Below are 21,573 nucleotides of genomic sequence, written 5' to 3'. Positions count from 1 at the left end.
AATACTATTTTATTCTTTTTTTTCTATTCTAAAACCTACATCTGTAACTCCGTCTAAAGCCGTCACGCCGGGAACTTTGCCGTTTTCTCTGACTGCTTGCTTAATATGAACGGTGTATTTGGATCGAAACCGTACATTTTCCTTATAAAAAAGTTTGCTTTCTTTTATGTCTGAAAATCCATTCCCTAATAGTAATCCCTCCGGATCAGCCATTTGGTATTCGAGCGTGTCTACTTTTGTAAAACCATTAGGTAGTTCTAAAGCTACAATTAAGAACAAATTGTTGTATTGATACGCATTATTCGCTCTCAAATTCACAAACAAATTATAGCGTTTTGTGGAATCTAGTTCTGGTAAATGGAACGTTACAATGCTGTCTTTATGCCACGCACTACCCACAGATTGATAGTCATCAAAAACCCTTTTTTTATCACACGACCAGAATAGAATTACTACCAAAAGAAGTAAAGCGCTATTTTTTATCCACATTTTTAGTAATAATTATAGGTTTTCTTGGCTCTACAGGCTTTTTGTCATTTGGAGTTTGACGGGTATTGTTTGCAGGTTTGTTGCTGTTTGCTACAATTGCATTTTCACCGCCCGGTTTTCGTTTTTTATTTGGTTTTTTCTTCGTTTTGGGTTGATCAAAACGAGTTAAACTTTCTTGTCCCATTGCATTATTGAAGTTTTTCTCTGGTTCTGCAATGATTTCTATTGCAAAATCTTCTAGCGAAGAAACTTTATTTTTCAGTTTGTTTTCAGCGATGATTTCTCGGACTTGATCAATTTTCAATACGTGCCAATTTGCAAAATTATTGGTGTAGGCAAACCACATTAATCCTTTGAAAATATCTTGTTTCTGGCAAATGGCATCTCCTTTTTCCGTTACCAATTTTGTTTCAAAATCCGGGAAGTCTTTCAAAGCATCCATGTACGTATCCAGTTCATAATTCAAACAGCATTTCAATTTTCCGCATTGTCCGGCTAGTTTTTGTGGATTCAAAGATAGTTGTTGGTACCGTGCCGCTGAGGTATTTACACTTCTAAAATCCGTCAACCAAGTCGAACAACACAATTCTCTTCCGCAAGAACCTATTCCGCCTAAACGAGCTGCTTCCTGACGGAAACCTACTTGTTTCATTTCTATTCGGGTACTGAATTCTTTAGCAAAATCTTTAATTAATGCTCGAAAATCAATTCGGTCATTTGCTGTGTAATAAAACGTAGCTTTTGATCCGTCCCCTTGAAATTCAATATCTGAAATCTTCATTTCCAGTTTTTGCGCAATCGCCAGTTCCCGTGCGCGCACCTTCATTGGCTCTTCTTTTTCCCGTGCCGCAGACCAAATATCAATATCTTTTTGGGATGCTTTTCTATAAATTTTCGGAATTTCGTTGCCCAGGTGATTGGCTCCTTTTTTCTTCATTTGAATTTTAACTAATTCTCCTGTCAAAGTAACAATTCCTATGTCGTGTCCTGGAGAAGCAACAGTAGCCACGATATCGCCCATGCTTAACGTTAATTTCTCTGTATTGCGGTAAAATTCTTTTCTGCCGTTTTTGAAGCGTACTTCCACACAGTCAAAAGGGGCGTCACCATTAGGCAGACTCATATTAGAAAGCCAATCAAAAACCGTCAATTTATTGCAGCTGTCGGTGCCGCAAGTCCCATTATTTTTACAACCTTTAGGTGATCCACCATCAGAAGTTGAACAACTTGTACATGCCATAATTTTATATATAGTGTTGCGACGAGCACAACTTATGTTTTTAAAACGTTTAATGTGTAAAGATAGTATTTTTTAATTTTACGTCACAACGCATAAAAGCACGAATGCCTCATAAATTTTCAATAAAAAAACCCATTACAAATTAGTTTGTAATGGGTTAGTTTTGAATCCCTTCTTATAAAGATATGATGTGTTTTATATCTATTTTGATTTCAAAGATTGCTCCATGAATTTCTCCAACCGTTGAAACGGTTGGCTATAGTTTAATGGTTGTGTGTTTTTAGAATATAGCCCACGGTTTCAACCGTTGGCAACGTAAAGAACAATACATTATTTTTCAAAGGTTTTCTCATGAATGTCTCCAACCGTTGAAACGGTTGGCTATAGTTTAATGGTTGTGTGTGTTTTGAAGATAGCCCACGGTTTCAACCGTTAGCAACGTAAAGAACAATACAATATTTTTCAAAGATTTTCTCATGAATGTCTCCAACCGTTGAAACGTTTGGCTATAGTTTAATGGCTGTGTGTGTTTAGAATATAGCCCACGGTTTCAACCGTTAGCAACGTAAAGAACAATACAATATTTTTCAAAGGTTTTCTCATGAATTTCTCCAACCGTTGAAACGGTTGGCTATATTTTAATGGTTGTGTGTGTTTAGAACATAGCCCACGGTTTCAACCGTTAGCAACGTAAAGAACAATACAATATTTTTCAAAGGTTTTCTCATGAATTTCTCCAACCGTTNNNCATAGCCCACGGTTTCAACCGTTAGCAACGTAAAGAACAATACAATATTTTTCAAAGGTTTTCTCATGAATTTCTCCAACCGTTGAAACGGTTGGTTATAGTTTAATGGTTGTGTGTGTTTAGAATATAGCCCACGGTTTCAACCGTTGGCAACGTAAAGAATAACACATTATTTTTCAAAGATTGTCTCATGAATTTCTCCAACCGTTGAAACGGTTGGCTATAGTTTAATGGTTGTGTGTGTTTTGAAGATAGCCACGGTTTCAAATTTGGCTTAACCCATGTAATTTTATAAATTCGTCAAATTCATCTTGAGAATTTTTCTTTAAATGATGTTGCTTTTGATTCTTTATGTAATTATAAACGGATTCTAATTGAGATTCACTAACGGAATAAGCGGCATAACCTGTTTGCCAAACAAATTTTTCAATCATTAAATTTTCTCCATTTATATAATGTGACGAGCTCCCTTTAATTTGTTTTATTACGTCTGCAATTGATTTTTGTGGATTTAATAAAAATAAGGCGTGAATATGATCTGGCATTCCATTAATGATTCGTACGGGACATCCCAATTCAATTAATTCTTGTCTGATATAGTCGTATACTTGTTTCTCTATTGAAAAGTCAATTAATTCACCTCTGTTTTTGGTTGCCCAAACAGCATGAATCCATAATTTATTAAAAGAATGTGGCATACAATTAGTTTTAAATTTCCACTAATCTACAACTTTATATAATTTATCTGACAATCGAATCCGGAATGGCAATTTAAAAGTACAAGTGTCTCCAGAAACTGCTTTTTCTTGTGCAAAATCGTTCACCAGCATTTCTTCGATTACCAGTTTTTGCTCGCCTGTTGTAAGGCCTTTAATCAGAATCGTATCACCAATTTTGATTTCGTTTTCTTCAATTAGAAACTGACCAATACTTGGTTTTGGATAAAAGTGAGTTCCTTTTCCAATGTATTGTTTTTTGATCTTTATTTCTTTTTTGAGAACGGTAGCTACTCTGCGAGCAATTTTTGACTCAGCCAATTCACTAAGATTCGGAACTCCTGCTAATGGATCTTGATTATTTTTGAAAGTCAAAACGTCTGATTTCCCTTTTTTGAAAATCTTATTTCCGTTTTTAATTCCTCTGCGGATGGCTTTTTGTTCTTCTTCCGGCAAATGAATCACAGTTACACATTCCGTAGAACAGCAACCTTCCATTTTTTCCTTGCACGAGTCACATTGAATAAAAAGTAAATGACAACCTTCGTTCACGCAATTCGTATGTACATCACAAGGTGCGCCACATTGATGGCATTGCGAAACAATATCGTCTGTGATTCTTTCGCCCAAGCGATGATCAAATACGAAGTTTTTACCAATAAATTTACTTTCTAAACCTTCGGCTTTTACCTGACGTGTGTATTCAATAATTCCGCCTTCCAGTTGGTACACGTTTTCAAAACCTTTGTGTTTGAAATAAGCACTGGCTTTTTCGCAGCGAATTCCTCCGGTGCAATACATCAATAGTTTTTTGTCTTGTTTGTGTTCCGTAAGCTGCTCTTCGATAATGGGTAATGATTCCCGAAAAGTATCCACATCTGGTTTGATAGCTTTGGTGAAATGTCCAATTTCACTTTCGTAATGATTTCGCATATCGACTACAATCGTGTTTGGATCTTCTAGAAGTTCATTGAATTCTTTGGCTTTTAGGTGAATTCCAATATTCGTTACATCAAAAGTTTCATCAACCAAACCATCAGCCACAATCTTATCACGTACTTTTACAGTCAGTTTCAAAAACGAGTGATCGTCTTGTTCTACGGCAATATTTAATCGGATTCCTTTCATGAAATCATAGACCTCGATGGAATCTTTGAATGCATAAAAATTATCGGCAGGCAATGATAATTGGGCGTTGATTCCCTCACTGGCTACATAAATCCGACCCAAAACTTCAAGTGAGTTCCACGCCAGAAATAATTCGTTACGAAATTGTGTTGGATTTGAGATTTGCGCATAAGCATAGAAAGACAGCGTAAGACGTTGTTTTCCGGCATCATCAATCATGATGGCTCTTTCCTCTGCGCTTAATGTGTTATACAGTTGCATGCTATAAACAGTTTAAAGTTGAGAAATATATTTTTTGCAAAAGTATGTAAAAAGGTTCAGAGAGGCAAAGTTTTGAAGGGACTAAGGTTCATAATCAATAACAAGGCATGCTTAATTTACCTGAACGCTTAATGGTTTAATTTTTTAGGAGCTATTTCCAGCTTTTCGCTATATCTCTTGTTTTCGCTATCGCTACATCAAGAGGATGCCGCTATAATCTGGGCTAGGGTAATTGTTGTAAATAGAATTTTTAGTTTTTTAAAGTCGTATTTGTTGTTTCGAACCGGATAAAAGGAATGGTGCGGAAGAGGGGAATCGATTGTTTTTTAATTAATTTTTTGGAAGGCTTTATCTTTGGTCTTTTAATATTGCTGTAATCGCATCTGATATTTCAGAAACTTTTCCGTTAAAATTGTTGTTTAATAGAATTATTGTAAATTTCTCATCAATATCAGAAACTAAAATTGCTTCATAATTTCCAGATCTTCCATCATGTAAATGCTCAATTAAATTTCCGCCTTTAAATTTTGCTTGTCCCAAAGCGGATTGAGTTTCATGCAAATCAAATTGTTGACCTATTTCGTAAAGTGATTTTTTATTGATTATTTTTTTTGAATGAAGACAATTTGCCCATTTCAGTAAATCAAAGGTTGTTAAGTAAATACCACCGGTTATTGGTAAGTCGGTTTTGTCCGAAACTAAATTATTATTAAATCCTTTAGCTATGTTTTCTACATTTTCAAAAGGTGTCATAATAGAAAAATTCATTTTACAAGGTTTGAAGATGAATTTTTCTACATAAGTTTTATAAGACATTCCAGTTAATCGTTCAACAATAAAGTGTCTTAAAAAAATATTATTGTTGTTATAATCGTAATTTGTTCCTGGTTTAAAGTCAAGTGAGTTGATTAATTTTAAACCATCAAAAATATCTTTATCATTTTTAATCCCCGCCCATTTGACATTAGGTATCCCACTTGTATATTGCAATAAATCTATAATTGAAACTTCATTTGCCCATTTTTGTAATTCCGGAATGAATTTAGAAATCTTATCGGTCAATTTTAATTTGCCTTGTTGTTGTAACTGCAGTAAAGCAACTGCACTAAATTCTTTTGTGATAGAGCCAATATTGAATCTATAATTGGTAGTTAATTTATTGGTTTTTGTTGCATCAGTAAATCCGAATGAAGCGTTGTATAATATTTTATTATTTTTTGAAACAAGTACATTTCCATTAAAAACTCCAATTTGGTTTGACCATTTCATTAGAGAGTCAATTTTAACTATTTTTCTTGTTTGAGAAAATGCATTATTTGTCAAAAGTAAGAGAATAGTGAAAATTAAGAATAGCTGTCTGTAATATTTCATAATTTATTTTTTGTTGTTTTTTAATATTATTGATTAACATTGGCCTAACTATTTAATCTTATCAAAGATACACATCTTTTTTTATCCTAAATTTTTCTAGCCCAGATAGTAGTAAAAATCCTTTTTTATCCGCTTTTTAGCGGAAAAAAAGATTGTAACTAATAGCTGGAAAAAGCTCCAAATAAAAAAATTATACAAAGTTTACGTTGTTTATAAATAAAAAACCCTCCCAGGGTTTAGAACTCTGAAAGGGTTAATGTATTGTATAATAGAACTTTTAGCAATATTCGTTGAAAGCGTCTTTCAAGTTTTCAGCAATTAGTTCTGCTGGGCGACCTTCAATGTGGTGACGCTCTAACATGTGCACTAATTCTCCGTTTTTGAACAAAGCCATACTTGGCGATGATGGAGGAAAAGGAAACATGTGTTGTCTTGCGGCATCAACTGCATCTTTGTCAACTCCTGCAAAAACAGTGATTAAATGGTCTGGTTTTTTAGCGCCATCCAAACTCATTTTTGCTCCCGGACGTGCGTTTCTGGCAGCACAACCACAAACCGAATTTACAACTACAAGTGTTGTTCCTTCTAATTTCATTGCGTTCTCTACTGCTTCTGCACTATGTAAATCTTGAAAACCTGCAGCGGTTAATTCCTCTTGCATTGGTTTTACCATTTCTTCTGGATACATATCTTTTTTATTTTAAATAAATACTAATTTCAAGTTGCAAAGTTACAAAGTTTACAATCAAGTATAGAAGTTGAATTATAAAGTTTTGTTATAGTTTGATTTCTATTTCATTGCTCTTGAAGCCACATGAAAAATAGCTTTTATAAATAGCATTTTTGGGCATTTTAGGATAACAGTAATGTCCTCAATAAAAGAAGTTTCCTCATCCAGAAATTTAAAAATCAAAGTTGGATTTCCTTTTTTGAACATCGAAGAAAAGATAGAAGAACCCAATTCATTTTTTCGGTCTAAGATGTCTAACAGAAGTAAATCGTAAAACCAGAATTTAGTGCTTTTATGAAACTTAGTAAAGTCGGTTTCCCTTTGTAGAAAGGCAACCAATTCTGTTGATTTTTTATCCGAATTTTTGAAAGTATAGCCCGTACTAGCTTTCGTCCAACCACCGGCAGTTCCTATGTTGATTGCGTTTTTCGTATTTTCTTTCCAAAAAGGATAACACGTCATGGGAATGCTGCCTTGCTCTTTTTCGACGATTTCATAGTTTGTAATCCCAAGTTTTTCGATATATTTCTGGATTTCGTTTTCGTATTCCTCGGTTTTTAAATGTTTGTGCGAAAACAACGTGTATTCCAGCAAAGCTTCAGTTTTGGAAGTAGGTAACACATACATAAAACGGGTATTTCCTTTTTGCTCCACCGAAAAATCCATGAAAGTAGCTTGTTCGGGATTGAATACAGCTTGCTCACTTTTGATAAACCAACCTATAAAATGCTGTTGTAAAACAGGATATTTTGTCTGGTTTTCTGCTTTTTTGTTGTTGTAAATGCTGTTGAACAACTTGGAGCAGGAAAAGGATTCGCTTTCGGTTTGTACCATAATTATGGTTTCGGATTCTTCGATTTCCAAAACTTTCTGGTTGATGAACGTGATGTTTTCTTGTTTTGAAAGCAAATCAAATACCTGATTATAGAAATCCAACCCTTTCACCATATTGTAGCGGTAGGGTTTCAAGTCTAAATCTCGTCGAAAATCTGAATTGGCAAACAATGCCGAATCCCATTTCTTTGAAATAGATTGTTCCCAAAGTGAATCGTTAGTTTTCCAAAAACACCAGGTTCTGTCGTTTGTTTTTTTGGTATTTTCATCCAATAACAAAATACTTTTATCTCGGAATTTACCAGATTGGACCATTTTATACACGGTCATCAAAGCCGATAATCCTGCGCCGGTAAAAATATAATCGTAGTGTTTCATTTGGGAATTTGACATTTCTCCAAAAATAGACAATTTTATTCTTTTAGTTTCTCTAAAATCAGCTTTAATTCTTTTGGTTTTAAGTAGCCGCTGTGCTGAAAAATAATCTCGTTTTCACTATTCAAAACACATAAAACAGGAAAGTTCAATTGCTTATTTATTGTTCCTAATGCGATGGCCAGTTCATGTGTTCCTGAAGTATTTCCCGTGGGTTTAAATTGAAAAGTGGTTTTGTTCAAAATTATCGTTCGTTTTTCTTCTGCGTTAAAATCAATGAAATAAAAAGCAGCGTTAAGCTCCTTGATGATTTCCTCGTTTTTAAAAGTGGTGTTTTTCATCACATGGCAAAACGAGCACCAATCGGTTTGAGTAAAAACAATCGTATTTCTCTTTTCGATCGTTTGCAAACTGTCTATTTGTTCGAATGAAACGGAGTGCAACTGCGCGAATCCAGCGGGAATCCCGCAGCATAATAACAACAGTGAATAAAAAATCTTTTTCATTATCTTAAGGTATATCGAAGTCCGAAAAAACTTCTGATTCCTTGATTGGGTCCATATACGTACGTCGTGTCAAATGTCAACCCATACGGGTTTTCAGGCGTTGTTAATACTTGTCCGTTCGAGTCGTACGTTACATTTTTATCAAATGGATCATTTGTTCTTGCAATTAAAAACGGATTATTTTGTTTAGGCAAAAAGTTCAACAGGTTTTTAATTCCGGCATAAAATTCAAAGTTTTGTAAACCAGAATACGTGAATTGAATGTTTTGTAAACTGTACCAAGGCGATTCTGGAGCACGAGGATCTAAAGTGCTTAAAAGAGGCAGTTGCATGGGGCTGTATAGATTTCCGGTGTAATCAATATTTAAATCGATAGCTTGAATTTTATAGGAAACACTCCAAGTTGCTGTAAATTTTTCGGTTAGAAAAGGTGTTTCTTTTAGGCCATTTTGAACGTTTTTGTTGTCTAACAAAGAAGCGCCGGTGATAATTTTTAATCCATTAGGAAAATTGAAATCGACATTCATACTGATTCCTTGACTTATCGCATAACCATTAATGTTGTCGTAGATGATTTGGTTGGGATCAGTAACATAATCCGAAACAATTTTATTGCTAAATCTGGTATGAAAAAGGGAAGTTTCAATGCCAATAAAGGTTCCGTTATCAAAATTTATTTTCTTAATATAATTCAAATTAGCATTGATGGATTGTTCCGGCTTCAAATTATTTACGATTACAATTTCACGAGCGCCAGTCAAGGCAGCATGATCTTCGGTAAATAAATTTACCACTCTAAAACCTGTTCCGGCGTTCAGTCGAATAATATTATTATCGTTCAATTTCCATTTATAGGCAATTCTTGGCGTCAAGATACTTCCGTGAAAGGAGTTGTAATCGTAACGCAGTCCCAAGAGTATCTTGTGTTTTTCGGTAAATGTGATTTCGTCCTGAACAAAAATTCCCGGCAGCCAGGTTTTCTCGGGATTGTTATTTCCCTGTTTTAATGTTGCCGGTGTATTGTCATCGTAATAATTATACCGCGTGGCAATTCCGGTAAGCAAATCATTTTTTCCTATTTTTTTATCCCAAGTCAATTGTAGAAAACCAATTTTTTGATTGGCAATATAACTGGTTGTCCCGTAGCGACTGTCTTGAAAATGCACATTTCCTGAAAAGGATAGCATCAGTTTTTCCTGAAAAGGCAATTGGTAACTTCCTATTAATTCGGCTCGTTTGGTATAAATGCTTTCGCCGTAAATCTCGTCTCCGCCACGGTGTTTTTTCTCCCAACGCACATCGCCGCCAAAACGGTCTTCATAAACGCCACGTGCCGCGATGGTGAACAAACGGTTTTCTTTTCTGTTGAAAGTCCATTTTTGAAAAAGGGAAATTCGGTCAGAAAGTGTCACATCAGTAAAATTGTCGCCATCGTTGTCTATTTTTTGATTGTAGCTAAAATAATTTAAACCTAGAAGTGCCGTAGCTTTCTGTCCAACATTGAGTTTTACTCCTAAATCAAGGTTGGTTTCCAACCAAGAAGTAGAAAACACATCTGCGGAGAATAGGGGAGCGTTTGTTGGATTTTTGGTAATAATATTAATCAAACCTCCAACCGCCTCACTACCGTATAAAGACGAAGCGGGACCTTTTACGATTTCGATTCGTTCCACCAGTGAATTCGGAATTCCAGATAATCCGTACACCGTCGATAAACTGCTCACGATGGGCATTCCGTCAATTAGAACCAAAGTATACGGACCTTCAAGCCCATTAATATGAATATCGCCCGTATTGCAAACGCCACAATTGAGTTGCGGTCGTACGCCATTTACATTTTGTAAGGCTTCATAAATACTGGCCGTTGGATTTTTCTTGAAAAATATTGGGGAATAAACCTCGACAGGAACGGGACTTTCCAGTCTTTTTACGGGTTTTAAAGTTCCGGAAACCACAACTTCGTTAAGTTGGTTTTCATTATTTGAAAGTTCCAAATCCAGAATAGTGTTTTCATTAATTTTGACCGTTATATTCTTTTTTAAAGTTTGAAAACCTTCTGCAACAATTTGTATTTTGTAATTCCCTTCAGCAATATTCGCTATACTGTAATTTCCTAAACTATCCGTTTGGGTGGCGTATTTTGTTCCAATTAAAAAAACTCGAGCCTCCGAAACCCCTTTTTTTTCTGATGAAATAAATCCAGAAAGATTTGTTTTTTCTTGGCTGTAGCCAAAGTGAAACATAAGGAAAACTAATAATGAACATAATTTTTTCACAATGCTTAAATTAAATTTAGGCAAAACTAAAAATTATATTTTGCAAAACCAATTTTTTAATTACATTTGTGTCAATAACTTAATTGGTTTAGTGAGAAGTCTTCAAGAAGAAATCAATAAATTGATTTGTATTAAAATTTAAAAAGAGTATTCAAAAAACATAGCATGACCTTTTCAGAAGAAAATTATCTCAAGACCATTTACCACCTTACGGCTGTTTCAGAGGTGGATATCAGCACCAATGCGATTGCCGAAAAAATAGAAATCAAGGCGTCATCCGTTACCGATATGCTCAAGAAACTCGCCGAAAAAGAGTTAGTCAACTACATCAAATACCAAGGTGTTTCCCTTACTGATCAGGGACAATTAGCCGCTAAAATGATTGTTCGAAAGCACCGGCTTTGGGAAACTTTTTTAGTTGAAAAATTAGATTTTTCATGGGATGAAGTGCATGATCTTGCGGAACAATTGGAACACATCAAATCTGAAAAACTCATCAATAAGTTAGATGATTTTCTGGGAAATCCCACTGAAGATCCACATGGAGATCCGATTCCGGATGCTAACGGAAGAATTATAAAAGTAGACAAACAACTGCTTTCTGAATTCGAGAAAAACCAAATCGGGATTTGTGTGGGTGTCAAAGATACATCTTCTGATTTTTTAAAATATTTAGACAAACAAGAAATCGCTTTGGGTTCCCAAATTGAAATTATCGAAAAGGAAAGTTTTGATTCCTCTTTGAGAATTCGGGTTGGAACAAAAGAAATAACGGTTTCAAATAAAATAGCCAGTAATATATACATCAAATAATTATGTTTCAATCTGTAGTAGATTATTTTACGAGTATCGACCCAATATTAGCCGCTTTGTATGCGAGTTTATTCACTTGGTTTCTTACGGCTTTAGGAGCCTCGTTTGTTTTTTTGTTTAAAACCATGAACCGGACGGTACTGGACGGAATGCTCGGATTTACCGGGGGCGTAATGGTTGCTGCAAGTTTTTGGAGTTTATTGGCTCCAGCTATAGAAATGACCGGCGGCGAAGGTTTTCAAAAAGTGATTCCCGCAGCTTTTGGTTTTTTTCTTGGTGCCTTGTTCATTTTTGGGATTGATAAAGTATTGCCACATCTTCACATTAATTTTAAAGTTACGGAGGGAATTAAATCGCCTTGGCAGCGTACTACATTACTGGTTTCGGCAATTACACTGCACAATATACCTGAAGGATTGGCCGTAGGGGTTCTTTTTGGGGGAGTGGCTGCCGGGATTCCGGAGGCTTCCATTGCGGGAGCTGTTACCTTGGCCATTGGTATTGGAATTCAGAATTTCCCCGAAGGTATTGCCGTGGCCATGCCGTTGCGGCGTATGGGAATGAGTAGAAGAAAAAGCTTTATGTACGGACAATCATCAGCTTTGGTAGAACCTGTCGCTGCTGTTTTAGGCGCTTTTGCTGTCACATTTTTTACCCCAATTTTACCGTACGCTTTGGCTTTTGCCGCAGGCGCAATGATTTTTGTAGTTGTGGAAGAAGTGATACCGGAAACGCAACAGGATAAAAATACCGATATTGCCACACTGGGGTTTGTTGGCGGATTTATAGTGATGATGGTTCTGGATGTGGCTTTGGGATAGGTTTTTTAATTTTTGCCATTTGTTATTAAAAAGAAGCGTAGCTTTATCTTTTAAACCGCGTTTATGAAAAAGTCAGTAGTATTCCTTTGTATGATTATGAGCAGTGCAGTTTTGGCGCAAATCCCAAAATCCCAAAAGGTCAAATACAGTACAATACATCAGAAAATATGCCACAATCAAAAAGGTTTTCAGTTGGTTCTAAAATCGATTTCTTCTGATTCCCGTTGTCCGGAAGGGGTTACTTGTATTTGGGAAGGGGAAGTTTCGGGAGTCGTTTCTGTTTACAAAGATTCAAAATTAATTGAAAACAAGATATTGGTTTTTTCGATGAAAAACGAAAAAGAAAATAAAGAGTGGTTTTCTAAATATTTGCCTAAAAAGCAAAAAAACATAAAAAACTATAGTGTTCTTCCGTATCCAAAAGAAGGTGTCAAAATCAACCCGAGTGAATACTATGTAAAAATTGGGTATTTAAAATAACTTTTTATATCACTACTGAATGACTGCATATCACTATAACAAAATGAAAAATATTTTCATTGGGATTAAATATATATAACTTATATATCAGATTTTTGTTAAAATTATGATGGTCTAATCGCATACGGATTACTAATTCATAATAGTACCATAATTTCAATTTTTGTAGGGATAAAACTAAAATCATGTTCAAAGTCAAATTAGATACAAGTTCAAATTTGAAAACATTTTCTAAAACATACAAACGTAAACAGTTGATATTGAGTCTAAAAATTCATTCTATTAAAGTATCGTACTTTTTTTATATTTTAAAGAAAGCACAGACTTATTGTTTTTTAAGATAGTTCAGACTACTACCAAACATTTTACATGGGCTCTTTTTTAACGTTTAAATACGAAATAAAATTTTAATGGCAGCCGCAATCACCACCACTGCCACAATTTTTATCTGATTTTTTCTTTTTGAGGAAGAATTTTTTAATCAAAAAAGCAAGTGCTATTCCAAGGGCAAAAAAAGCTAAAATTTCTTGAATATCCATATTGTAAAAATAAGAAAAAGCAACCAAAAGAGGTTGCTTTTTTGAGTTAAACTAATGAGAAAGTTTTTTACAACTGTGCCATAATTCCAAAATTGATGTTAAAAGGCATTCCAGGTCTTAATCCTGCTGGAACTCTTGAAACGGCATACTTTTCATTCATTAAATTAATGATATTCGACATCAGGCTCACTTTTTGACTAAGGTGGTATCTTGCTGAGAAATCTACAATAAAATTATTGTTTACTTTGTTTTGGGACGGAATAGTTCCCGTTCCTGCCAATGTTCTAAACGCATCTACATATTTTCCACTGATGGCCAAATTGAATTTTTCTGTTTCGAAAGCGGCAGTCAGAGCAAATTGATTTTTGGCGATGTACGGAATCTCATCTCCACGTGTTACATTTCCCCATATTGGGCTGTTAAAGTTACTATTTAATTTCGTATCCGTCAGAGTATAGGAAAAGCTAAGCGGTAGTTTATATCCTTTTTCTGAATTTTTCAGGATTTCATACGTGGCCAAAAATTCAATTCCCTTTACGATTGCAGCACCTGCATTGAATAAATCTCCAGTTCCAGTTCCGCCACCGGACATGTTATCCGAACCTTGTAAATTAGAAAAATCATTGTAATAGCCAATCAATTCTCCGTAAAAGGCATTTTTTTGAAAGCGAAAACCCAGTTCTGAGTTGATACTGTTTTCGGCATCTTCTCCAACTTTAGCGCCCGGAGGAGAAAACCCTTTGTGAACACTCGTAAACACATTGTAATCTTCATTTATTTTATACAGAATTCCCATTCCCGGTATCCAAACATCAGAACGGTTATTTGCATTTACGATATTTGTACCGGTTCTTGTAATATCGTTGCTCCCGTAATTAATCGATTCTAAATTGATATTTTCATATCGGACTCCTGGCGAGAACGTAAATTTGTCATAGGTAATCGTATAAAGCACATGAGCGGCAATTGCTTCGGCGTAGGTAATCCTATTTGCATCTGTGCCTGGAGTTCCGTTTGAGGTTCTATTCATCACTCCATTTTGTATGGCGTATCCGTCAACCCATTGAAAGCGATCTTCATAATCTTCGTGGTAGCGAAATCCAAAATCAAAATCGTGTTTCAGCGCTCCTGTTGCAAAATTATAATTGGCTACTGATTGGATTCCTTTGGCCTCGTACATCCTATTGTTGGCTTTAACTAATAAAGCATTATCAGCAGTGTTATTAGCTCCTGTTAAAGCTAAATATTCCGCATTATACTTTATTGGATCAATTAATATAGAATTGATTCCTACTTTTGTAGTTCCAAGTTTTAAGGCATCAAGTTTATACCAATTTCTTGAAAAATCATTTTTGTACGCTTTTGTGGTGATGTTGAAATTTTTAGACGGTTGAATAAAATGGGTCAACATGATTTGTTTGTGCTCCGTATCAAGATAATCTTCATTTGATCCGGCATACCTTCTGTAAGGACTCTTGTTGTAATCGTCTTCGGTCAAACCAAGGTAAGTTTCATTGGCAAAATCTTCGCCAAACTGGACTTTAGCGGTTAAGGATTGAAAGATTTTGGCATCGAGATCCGTATTAATTCTAAATTTAGCAACATAATCATTTCCCTGAAAACCGGTGTTTTTAGAACTGTTGTCTATTTTTTTAAATCCGTCTGAATTTCGGTTGTTGTATTCTAAAACGTAACCAAAATTTTTGCGTTCATCTCCAATATTTACGTATGTTTTTTTGGTATTGAAACTACCAATGCTGGCTACAACTCGGGCTTTGAAACGATTTGGGATTTGAGTAGAAACCATATTGATGGCGCCGCCGGTAGTATAAGGACCGTATTGTATTTGACTTCCTCCTTTTACAATTTCGAAAGACTGCATTCTGTTTACTGTTGGGAAATAATACGCGGCAGGAGCGGCATAAGGAGCAGGTGCTATTAGAACGCCATCCTCCATTAGTGTAATTTTACTCGAACGATCTGGGCTGGTTCCTCTCATACCAATATTTGGGCGGAGTCCAAACCCTTCTTCTTCCTGAATATTGATGCCGGGAACGGTTCTTAGAATCCTGGAAACATCATCATAATTAAAGGTTTTTAATTCTTTTGGAGAGATAAAATATGTTGATCCGGCTTTATTTTTGGCTTTAAATTTACTTCCAATGATCGCATCGGTGGTAATAATAACTTCGTTTAAACTTTCAATACTATCTTTTTGAGTTTTTGTAAGTTCCTTTTCTTGTGCAAACAAAACGGACGTAATTAATAGCGAGCCGATAATTATAATATTCTTCATTTTTATTTAGATTAATTCTACACTGCAAATGTAGAACCTAAATCTTATTTAGACAAATTAAAAATAATAAAAATTTGACATTTTAACTTTTGTTGACATATAAGTAATGAGATTAAAATAATGTCGTATTTGTTTTTAACTCAACCTCAGTCTTTATTGAAGGTTTGACATTATAATATGTGACAATATATCGTTCCTATTACTTAGTTCTCATAAAGGAATTAAATTTATGAGTCTTAAAAGCATGTATAACCAAGTGCTTTATCTTATTTTGCTTGATCTTCTTAATTTCTTTTGCTGCTAATTCGCAAATTGTTTATCCAACTTGGAGTTATTTAATAAGTAATCAAATCGCACGGTAAAAGGCTAAGATCTGCATTTTAATTTTTTTAAATTTTAGCTTTTTTCACTCACACTCATACGAGTGATTTTAAAACCATTGTTGTGTGTGATTACTTTAAAATTTGGTATGCAATTAAAGCAACAACATACGCAAATCCGGACATAAAGATCAATTGTCCTGCCGGCCATTTCCAGGAATTGGTTTCTTTTTTAGTAACGGCGAGTGTACTGGCGCATTGCAAAGCAAAAGCATAAAAAAGTAATAGTGATATTCCGGAAGCAAAATTAAAAACCTTTTCTCCGGTAACCGGATTAATCTCGGCAGCCATTTTATTTTTAATAGTGACTTCATTATCGCTACCACCCACACTGTAAATAGTGGCTAATGTTCCCACAAAAACCTCCCTGGCGGCAAAGGAACTGATGATGGCAATTCCTATTTTCCAGTCGTAACCCAGAGGAGAAATAGCAGGTTCAATGGCTTTTCCCATGATTCCGATATAAGAGTTTTCCAGTTTTTGGGAGGCCACTGCATTCTCAAATTCAGCTTCAGGCAACGGATTATTTTTGGTGTTTTCAGTGACAATGGTTTCTGCATCATTGAATTTTTCTCCTGGTCCGTACGAAGCTAAGAACCATAAAACTATAGAAATAGCCAGTATGATTTTTCCGGCACCAAAAACAAAGGCTTTTGTTTTTTCGATCACATTAATACCTACGTTTTTGAAAAGCGGTAATTTATAATTGGGCATTTCTACCACAAAGTATGTTTTTCCTTTTATTTTAAGGATTTTATTCAAAATGTACGCTGAAAAAATAGCCGTTCCAAAACCCAAAAGATACAACAGCATCAAGGTCATTCCTTGCATGTTCAGAAAACCCAAAACACGAGTATCCGGAATTACCAGAGCAATGATTATGGCATAAACAGGTAATCTGGCGGAGCAGGTCGTGAATGGGGTGACCAGGATGGTGATCAATCGTTCTTTCCAGTTTTCAATGTTTCGGGTTGCCATAATTGCCGGAATCGCACAGGCCGTACCGGAAATAAGTGGGACTACACTTTTCCCTGATAATCCAAATTTACGCATAATTTTATCCATCAGGAAAACAACTCGGCTCATGTAACCGCTTTCTTCAAGAATTGAAATAAACATAAATAGGAAAGCAATTTGAGGGATGAAGATCAAAATACCTCCAATTCCAGGAATTATTCCCTGCGAAATTAGATTGGTTAAAACGCCGGCCGGTAATTGCTCGGCAGCAAGAGCGCTTATTGTAGCAAAGGTACCGTCAATGAAATCCATTGGAATTTTAGACCATTCGAAAATAGATTGAAAAATAACAAACAAAATCATGAAGAAAATCACATAACCCCAAATCTTGTGAGTCAGGACGCGATCCAGTTTGCTGCGAAAATCTTTAGCAATTGTCTCATCGACTTTTAATCCTGTTTTCAAGACGTCATTGATGAATTGGTAGCGTTTTATGGTTTCTTTTTGTTGCAAACGCTTTAGATCCGAATGCGATTTAGTAAATGAATTTCGGATTTCATTTCGGTCTAAATTCAGGAAATTGACGTCTTGAGTAATGACCAGCCATAATTTATACAAGAGCTGGTTGGGAAATGTTTTTCTTAAAGTATTAAAATATTCCGGATCAATGCTTGAGGCATTCAAGCAGGGTTCATTCGAAAGGGATTTGTAGTTGACTATCAATTTTTTTAGTTCATCAATTCCAAAACCTTTTCTCGAACTGATCAGCGCAATTTTTGTTTTTAAGTGCGCTTCAAGATACGGAATATCCAGCGTAATTCCTTTGAATTTCATTCTATCGGCCATGTTGATGACTAATATGGTTGGAATTTCAAGGTCTTTTATTTGGGTAAAAAGTAATAAATTTCGTTTTAGATTCTCCACATCCGTAACTACAAGGGCTACATCAGGGTATAATTTATCGTTTTTATTCAGTAATAATTCAATGACAACGTTTTCATCAATCGAACTGGCATTTAGGCTGTAGGTTCCCGGTAAATCCAAGATATTAGCCTTGATGTTATTGGGTAATTTGCAAAAACCCATCTTTTTTTCAACGGTAATTCCAGGGTAATTCCCTACTTGTTGATTCAAACCCGTCAATTGATTAAAAACAGAGGTTTTTCCGGTGTTAGGATTTCCAATTAAAGCAACATTGATATTTTGATTGGTCATTATAAATTGGTTTTTAGTATTTCAACTTCAATCTCACGGGCAGTTTCCAATCGGATAGCAACGTGTGAACCATTGATGTTTAAATATAAAGGATCGCCAAAAGGAGCAATTTGAAGTAATTCTACCAGATTGCCCGGTAAGCAACCCATTTCCAATAATTTTAATGGAACTGTATCAATGTCAAAGTCTTTTATAATGGCCTTTTCGCCTTTTTTGAGAGAATTTATCGTTGTTTGCAAATCTTATTTAGATTGAATTAAGATTGCAAAAATACACATTTTAATACAAATAAAAATGATAAATATCACATTTAAACCTTAATTAAGACAAAAAAAATGCATGGATTGGGATGGGATTTATCAGAAAAGGCGAAGAAATTAAAGGTCAATTAATCTTATTCGGCACTCAAAAAACGAATGTCGTCGATTAATCGTTTCATGTCTTCTTTGTTAGTGCCGTCATAAAACCCACGTACTCTTTTTTTAGTATCTACCAATACAAAATTTTCCGTGTGTACCATGTCGTATAATTCGCTTGGTTCTCCCAGTTTAACGGCCAAATACGATTTTCTGGCCATCTCATAAATTTCTTTTTTATCGCCGGTGACTAAATTCCATTTTGAAGCATCTACCTTATATTTTTTGGCGTAAGCCTTCAAAACCGGAACGCTGTCCGTCTCCGGAAAAACAGTATGCGACAATAACTTCACCTTGGGGTCATTGGCAAAAACTTTCTGGATATCCGATAAATTGGTGGTCATTTTTGGACAAATGGAGCCGCAAGTGGTAAAGAAAAAATCAGCCACATATATTTTTCCTTCATAGTCTTTTTGGGTGATGGTTTTTCCGTTTTGGTTGACAAACGAAAAATCAGCAATGGTATGGTATTTACTTTTATACTGAATCGTACTGTCTACTAATTCCGGATTTACATCAGAAGGATTAAAAATAGGAAGTGTTTTTTTTGGCTTTAAGGCCGAATAAAATAAGGATAAAACGACTGCAGAAAAAACCAGGAAGACCCCTAAAAAGATTCGGTATTTTTTTAAAATTCGTAACATAATGTTATTTTAATACAAAAATACGAAAACGAAATTTGTTTTTAATTCAAATTAACACAATCTTATTGGGATAAAATTTAACAAGAAGTTAAAAGTTTTATTGATAGCTTTGTAAAACTAACTAAATATATATTAAAAATGAAAAAGAACATCAATAAGCAGTTGCTTTTTGTGATTCCTGCAATCATGGGTTTTACGGTAAGTCAAGCCCAGAACACAGCCGTGGCGAAAGAGCCAGGAATCAATGTGAACCACATGGACAAGAATGTACAACCCAACAATGATTTTTTTCGCTATGTGAATGGAACATGGTTGGATAATACAGAAATTCCAGCTGATAGAACCCGTTGGGGAAGTTTTGATGAATTGCGTCAAAAAACAGATGCCGATGCTTTGGCAATCTTGAAGGAAGCCACTAAGAATCCGAGTTATAAATCAAATACTGATCAAGGGAAAGCCGTTAATTTATACCAGTCGATATTAGATACCATAGGAAGAAATAAGCTTGGGATAGCGCCTTTAAAGCCGTATTTGACAAAAATAAACGCAGTTAAAAATGCGAAAGACCTAGAGGCATTATTAATTGAAATGGAGCCAATTGGCGGTATTGGATTTGTGGGAGCCAGTGTAGGCACTGATGCAAAGAACAGCAATAGAAATGTAATTAATGTAGGATTGGGTAGCGTAGGTTTGCCAGACAGAGATTATTATGTTTCTGAAGATGCCGACTCTAAAGAAAAACGAGCTAAATACGTGCTTCACGTTGCTAAAATGTTACAGTACCTTGGTGATACTCCGGTAGTTGCTAAAGCGAATGCCGAAAAAATCCTGGCACTTGAAATCGCCATGTCTAAACCAAGATTGGATAGAGTAGAAAGAAGAGACCGTCGTAAATCATACAACCCAATGACGGTTAAAGATTTACAAAAACTGACGCCTTCAATCAACTGGGATAATTATTTCACAAAAATAGGATTGCCTAAAGTGGATTCCTTGATAGTGTTTCAGCCTAAATATATGACTGCTTTAGAAACAATTTTCAAAGAAAATAAAGTAGAAGACTGGAAAGCATACATGCGTTGGACTTTATTAAACAGAGCATCAAGTCAATTGTCAACTACTATTGAAGACGCAAACTGGGAGTTTTACGGAAAAACCCTGACGGGCGCTGTAAGTCAAAGACCACGTGACGAAAGAGCACTTCAAACCATCAACGGAACGGTTGGAGAAGCGTTAGGAAAATTATATGTAGAGAAAATGTTTCCGGCTGAAGCCAAAGCCAAAGCGGAAAAAATGATCAAAAATATATTTCTTGCTTTCGAAAACCGAATCAATAATTTGCCTTGGATGTCTACAGAAACTAAGGTAAGTGCACTTGCTAAACTGCATAAATCAAGAATAAAAATTGGATATCCAGACAAATGGAAAGATTATTCAGCCTTGACCATTAAAAGTCCAAAAGAAGGCGGAACGTATTTTGATAATGTTAAAAACTTGGCAAAATGGCGTTTTGAAGAAAACATAGCTGAATTGAACAAGCCAGTCGATAAAGAAAAATGGGGCATGTCTCCACAAACTGTGAACGCCTATTTCAACCCCTCAAATAATGAAATTGTATTTCCAGCAGCTATTTTGCAACCGCCTTTTTACAATTATCAAGCAGATGAAGCCGTAAATTATGGTGGAATTGGAGCCGTTATCGGGCATGAAATTTCACATGGGTTTGATGATTCGGGATCGCGTTACAATGCTGACGGAAACTTAGTAGATTGGTGGACCGCTGAAGATTTGAAACAATTCTCTGCTTTAACAGGAGCGCTTGCAGCTCAATACAGCGCTTTGCAACCTATTCCAGGAACTTTTGTAGATGGTAAATTCACGCTTGGTGAAAACATTGGAGATTTAGGAGGCGTAAATGCCGCTTATGATGGTTTGCAATTGTACCTGAAAGCAAACGGAAACCCGGGATTAATCGATGGATATACTCCGGAACAACGTTTCTTTATTTCCTGGTCAACGATATGGCGTTCAAAAATGCGTGATGAAGCCTTGAAAAATCAAGTAAAAACAGATCCGCATTCTCCAGGAATGTACCGTGCGTATGTGCCTTTGCAAAATATTGATACGTTTTATCAAGCCTTTGATATTAAAGAAAATGATGGAATGTACATTGCTCCAGAAAAGAGAGTGAAAATCTGGTAGAAATTATTCACCAGAGTATGATCCTGATGTGATTTCTCCTTAGTCGAATGACACAGAGACGTAGCTTCAGTCCAGAAAAAAATACAGGTATAAAAATTATCTTGTAGTATAAAAAAGTCCAATTTGCTCAAGCAAA

The 21,573-nt window shown here is 35.4% G+C and carries 18 protein-coding genes; 4 read left to right on the top strand and 14 right to left on the bottom strand.

Annotated features, from left to right (window positions below; translation table 11 throughout):
* Positions 1-9: 9 nt before the first annotated feature.
* The 9 genes from EKM01_RS00230 to EKM01_RS00190 form a co-directional block, all read right to left on the bottom strand.
* The gene (locus tag EKM01_RS00230) at positions 10-489 is read right to left on the bottom strand and encodes a gliding motility lipoprotein GldH (RefSeq protein WP_126457707.1); all 480 of its coding nucleotides are present in this window, start codon (positions 487-489) and stop codon (positions 10-12) included.
* Complete coding sequence (locus EKM01_RS00225) at positions 473-1,729, bottom strand: regulatory iron-sulfur-containing complex subunit RicT (RefSeq protein WP_126457706.1); 1,257 nt, start codon at positions 1,727-1,729, stop codon at positions 473-475. Before EKM01_RS00225 ends, EKM01_RS00230 begins: the two co-directional genes overlap by 17 nt.
* A gap of 1,011 nt (positions 1,730-2,740) precedes the next feature.
* Positions 2,741-3,175, bottom strand: a complete 435-nt coding sequence (gene tnpA / locus EKM01_RS00220) for an IS200/IS605 family transposase (RefSeq protein ID WP_126552779.1) — start codon at positions 3,173-3,175, stop codon at positions 2,741-2,743.
* Between the two features lie 21 nt (positions 3,176-3,196).
* Positions 3,197-4,582, bottom strand: a complete 1,386-nt coding sequence (locus tag EKM01_RS00215; protein WP_126766118.1) for a rhodanese-related sulfurtransferase — start codon at positions 4,580-4,582, stop codon at positions 3,197-3,199.
* A gap of 348 nt (positions 4,583-4,930) precedes the next feature.
* Positions 4,931-5,851, bottom strand: a complete 921-nt coding sequence (locus EKM01_RS00210) for a serine hydrolase (RefSeq protein ID WP_233589279.1) — start codon at positions 5,849-5,851, stop codon at positions 4,931-4,933.
* Between the two features lie 379 nt (positions 5,852-6,230).
* Positions 6,231-6,641, bottom strand: a complete 411-nt coding sequence (locus EKM01_RS00205) for a BrxA/BrxB family bacilliredoxin (protein ID WP_126552775.1) — start codon at positions 6,639-6,641, stop codon at positions 6,231-6,233.
* Between the two features lie 102 nt (positions 6,642-6,743).
* Positions 6,744-7,910, bottom strand: a complete 1,167-nt coding sequence (locus tag EKM01_RS00200; protein ID WP_233589278.1) for a lycopene cyclase family protein — start codon at positions 7,908-7,910, stop codon at positions 6,744-6,746.
* Between the two features lie 20 nt (positions 7,911-7,930).
* The gene (locus EKM01_RS00195; RefSeq protein WP_126766108.1) at positions 7,931-8,398 is read right to left on the bottom strand and encodes a thioredoxin family protein; all 468 of its coding nucleotides are present in this window, start codon (positions 8,396-8,398) and stop codon (positions 7,931-7,933) included.
* Positions 8,398-10,641, bottom strand: a complete 2,244-nt coding sequence (locus EKM01_RS00190) for a TonB-dependent receptor (RefSeq protein WP_126767034.1) — start codon at positions 10,639-10,641, stop codon at positions 8,398-8,400. The genes EKM01_RS00195 and EKM01_RS00190 overlap by 1 nt, the downstream gene beginning before the upstream one ends.
* 198 nt (positions 10,642-10,839) lie before the next feature.
* Between EKM01_RS00190 and EKM01_RS00185 the strand changes: the two genes are divergently transcribed.
* From EKM01_RS00185 to EKM01_RS00175, 3 genes are all read left to right on the top strand, one after another.
* Positions 10,840-11,487 (top strand): metal-dependent transcriptional regulator, encoded by a 648-nt coding sequence (locus tag EKM01_RS00185; RefSeq protein WP_126457701.1) that lies wholly within the window; start codon positions 10,840-10,842, stop codon positions 11,485-11,487.
* Between the two features lie 2 nt (positions 11,488-11,489).
* Positions 11,490-12,308: a ZIP family metal transporter gene (locus EKM01_RS00180; protein WP_126457700.1), complete on the top strand. Its 819-nt coding sequence runs from the start codon at positions 11,490-11,492 to the stop codon at positions 12,306-12,308.
* 63 nt (positions 12,309-12,371) lie between these two features.
* Entirely contained in the window at positions 12,372-12,788 is a 417-nt protein-coding gene (locus tag EKM01_RS00175; protein ID WP_126766103.1) for a hypothetical protein, read from the top strand.
* A 407-nt stretch (positions 12,789-13,195) separates the two neighbouring features.
* Here EKM01_RS00175 and EKM01_RS00170 read toward each other — a convergent pair whose 3' ends face one another.
* From EKM01_RS00170 to EKM01_RS00150, 5 genes are all read right to left on the bottom strand, one after another.
* Entirely contained in the window at positions 13,196-13,327 is a 132-nt protein-coding gene (locus EKM01_RS00170) for a FeoB-associated Cys-rich membrane protein (RefSeq protein WP_126457698.1), read from the bottom strand.
* A 67-nt stretch (positions 13,328-13,394) separates the two neighbouring features.
* On the bottom strand, positions 13,395-15,623 hold the full coding sequence (locus EKM01_RS00165; protein ID WP_126766099.1) for a TonB-dependent receptor domain-containing protein: 2,229 nt from the start codon (positions 15,621-15,623) through the stop codon (positions 13,395-13,397).
* A 452-nt stretch (positions 15,624-16,075) separates the two neighbouring features.
* Positions 16,076-18,175: a ferrous iron transport protein B gene (feoB, locus tag EKM01_RS00160; RefSeq protein WP_126457696.1), complete on the bottom strand. Its 2,100-nt coding sequence runs from the start codon at positions 18,173-18,175 to the stop codon at positions 16,076-16,078.
* The gene (locus EKM01_RS00155; protein WP_126457695.1) at positions 18,175-18,414 is read right to left on the bottom strand and encodes a FeoA family protein; all 240 of its coding nucleotides are present in this window, start codon (positions 18,412-18,414) and stop codon (positions 18,175-18,177) included. The genes feoB and EKM01_RS00155 overlap by 1 nt, the downstream gene beginning before the upstream one ends.
* 155 nt (positions 18,415-18,569) lie before the next feature.
* Complete coding sequence (locus tag EKM01_RS00150; RefSeq protein WP_126552763.1) at positions 18,570-19,235, bottom strand: SCO family protein; 666 nt, start codon at positions 19,233-19,235, stop codon at positions 18,570-18,572.
* Positions 19,236-19,373: 138 nt separating this feature from the next.
* Here EKM01_RS00150 and EKM01_RS00145 point away from each other — a divergent pair, with 138 nt between their 5' ends.
* Positions 19,374-21,437, top strand: a complete 2,064-nt coding sequence (locus tag EKM01_RS00145; RefSeq protein WP_126766095.1) for a M13 family metallopeptidase — start codon at positions 19,374-19,376, stop codon at positions 21,435-21,437.
* Positions 21,438-21,573: the final 136 nt, after the last annotated feature.

Origin of the sequence: Flavobacterium sp. RSP46, from assembly GCF_003984825.1 — a bacterium.
GTDB lineage: Bacteria > Bacteroidota > Bacteroidia > Flavobacteriales > Flavobacteriaceae > Flavobacterium.
Note: the sequence above shows the minus strand (reverse complement) of the source record. Positions and strands in the feature narration are given on the sequence as shown.

What these genes read in the sequence shown, in the direction of transcription:
- EKM01_RS00230 (WP_126457707.1), bottom strand. Translation starts at nt 489, where the DNA reads ATGTGGATAAAAAATAGCGCTTTACTTCTTTTGGTAGTAATTCTATTC.
- EKM01_RS00225 (WP_126457706.1), bottom strand. Translation starts at nt 1,729, where the DNA reads ATGGCATGTACAAGTTGTTCAACTTCTGATGGTGGATCACCTAAAGGT.
- tnpA (WP_126552779.1), bottom strand. Translation starts at nt 3,175, where the DNA reads ATGCCACATTCTTTTAATAAATTATGGATTCATGCTGTTTGGGCAACC.
- EKM01_RS00215 (WP_126766118.1), bottom strand. Translation starts at nt 4,582, where the DNA reads ATGCAACTGTATAACACATTAAGCGCAGAGGAAAGAGCCATCATGATT.
- EKM01_RS00210 (WP_233589279.1), bottom strand. Translation starts at nt 5,851, where the DNA reads ATGAAATGGTCAAACCAAATTGGAGTTTTTAATGGAAATGTACTTGTT.
- EKM01_RS00205 (WP_126552775.1), bottom strand. Translation starts at nt 6,641, where the DNA reads ATGTATCCAGAAGAAATGGTAAAACCAATGCAAGAGGAATTAACCGCT.
- EKM01_RS00200 (WP_233589278.1), bottom strand. Translation starts at nt 7,910, where the DNA reads ATGTCAAATTCCCAAATGAAACACTACGATTATATTTTTACCGGCGCA.
- EKM01_RS00195 (WP_126766108.1), bottom strand. Translation starts at nt 8,398, where the DNA reads ATGAAAAAGATTTTTTATTCACTGTTGTTATTATGCTGCGGGATTCCC.
- EKM01_RS00190 (WP_126767034.1), bottom strand. Translation starts at nt 10,641, where the DNA reads ATGTTTCACTTTGGCTACAGCCAAGAAAAAACAAATCTTTCTGGATTT.
- EKM01_RS00185 (WP_126457701.1), top strand. Translation starts at nt 10,840, where the DNA reads ATGACCTTTTCAGAAGAAAATTATCTCAAGACCATTTACCACCTTACG.
- EKM01_RS00180 (WP_126457700.1), top strand. Translation starts at nt 11,490, where the DNA reads ATGTTTCAATCTGTAGTAGATTATTTTACGAGTATCGACCCAATATTA.
- EKM01_RS00175 (WP_126766103.1), top strand. Translation starts at nt 12,372, where the DNA reads ATGAAAAAGTCAGTAGTATTCCTTTGTATGATTATGAGCAGTGCAGTT.
- EKM01_RS00170 (WP_126457698.1), bottom strand. Translation starts at nt 13,327, where the DNA reads ATGGATATTCAAGAAATTTTAGCTTTTTTTGCCCTTGGAATAGCACTT.
- EKM01_RS00165 (WP_126766099.1), bottom strand. Translation starts at nt 15,623, where the DNA reads ATGAAGAATATTATAATTATCGGCTCGCTATTAATTACGTCCGTTTTG.
- feoB (WP_126457696.1), bottom strand. Translation starts at nt 18,175, where the DNA reads ATGACCAATCAAAATATCAATGTTGCTTTAATTGGAAATCCTAACACC.
- EKM01_RS00150 (WP_126552763.1), bottom strand. Translation starts at nt 19,235, where the DNA reads ATGTTACGAATTTTAAAAAAATACCGAATCTTTTTAGGGGTCTTCCTG.
- EKM01_RS00145 (WP_126766095.1), top strand. Translation starts at nt 19,374, where the DNA reads ATGAAAAAGAACATCAATAAGCAGTTGCTTTTTGTGATTCCTGCAATC.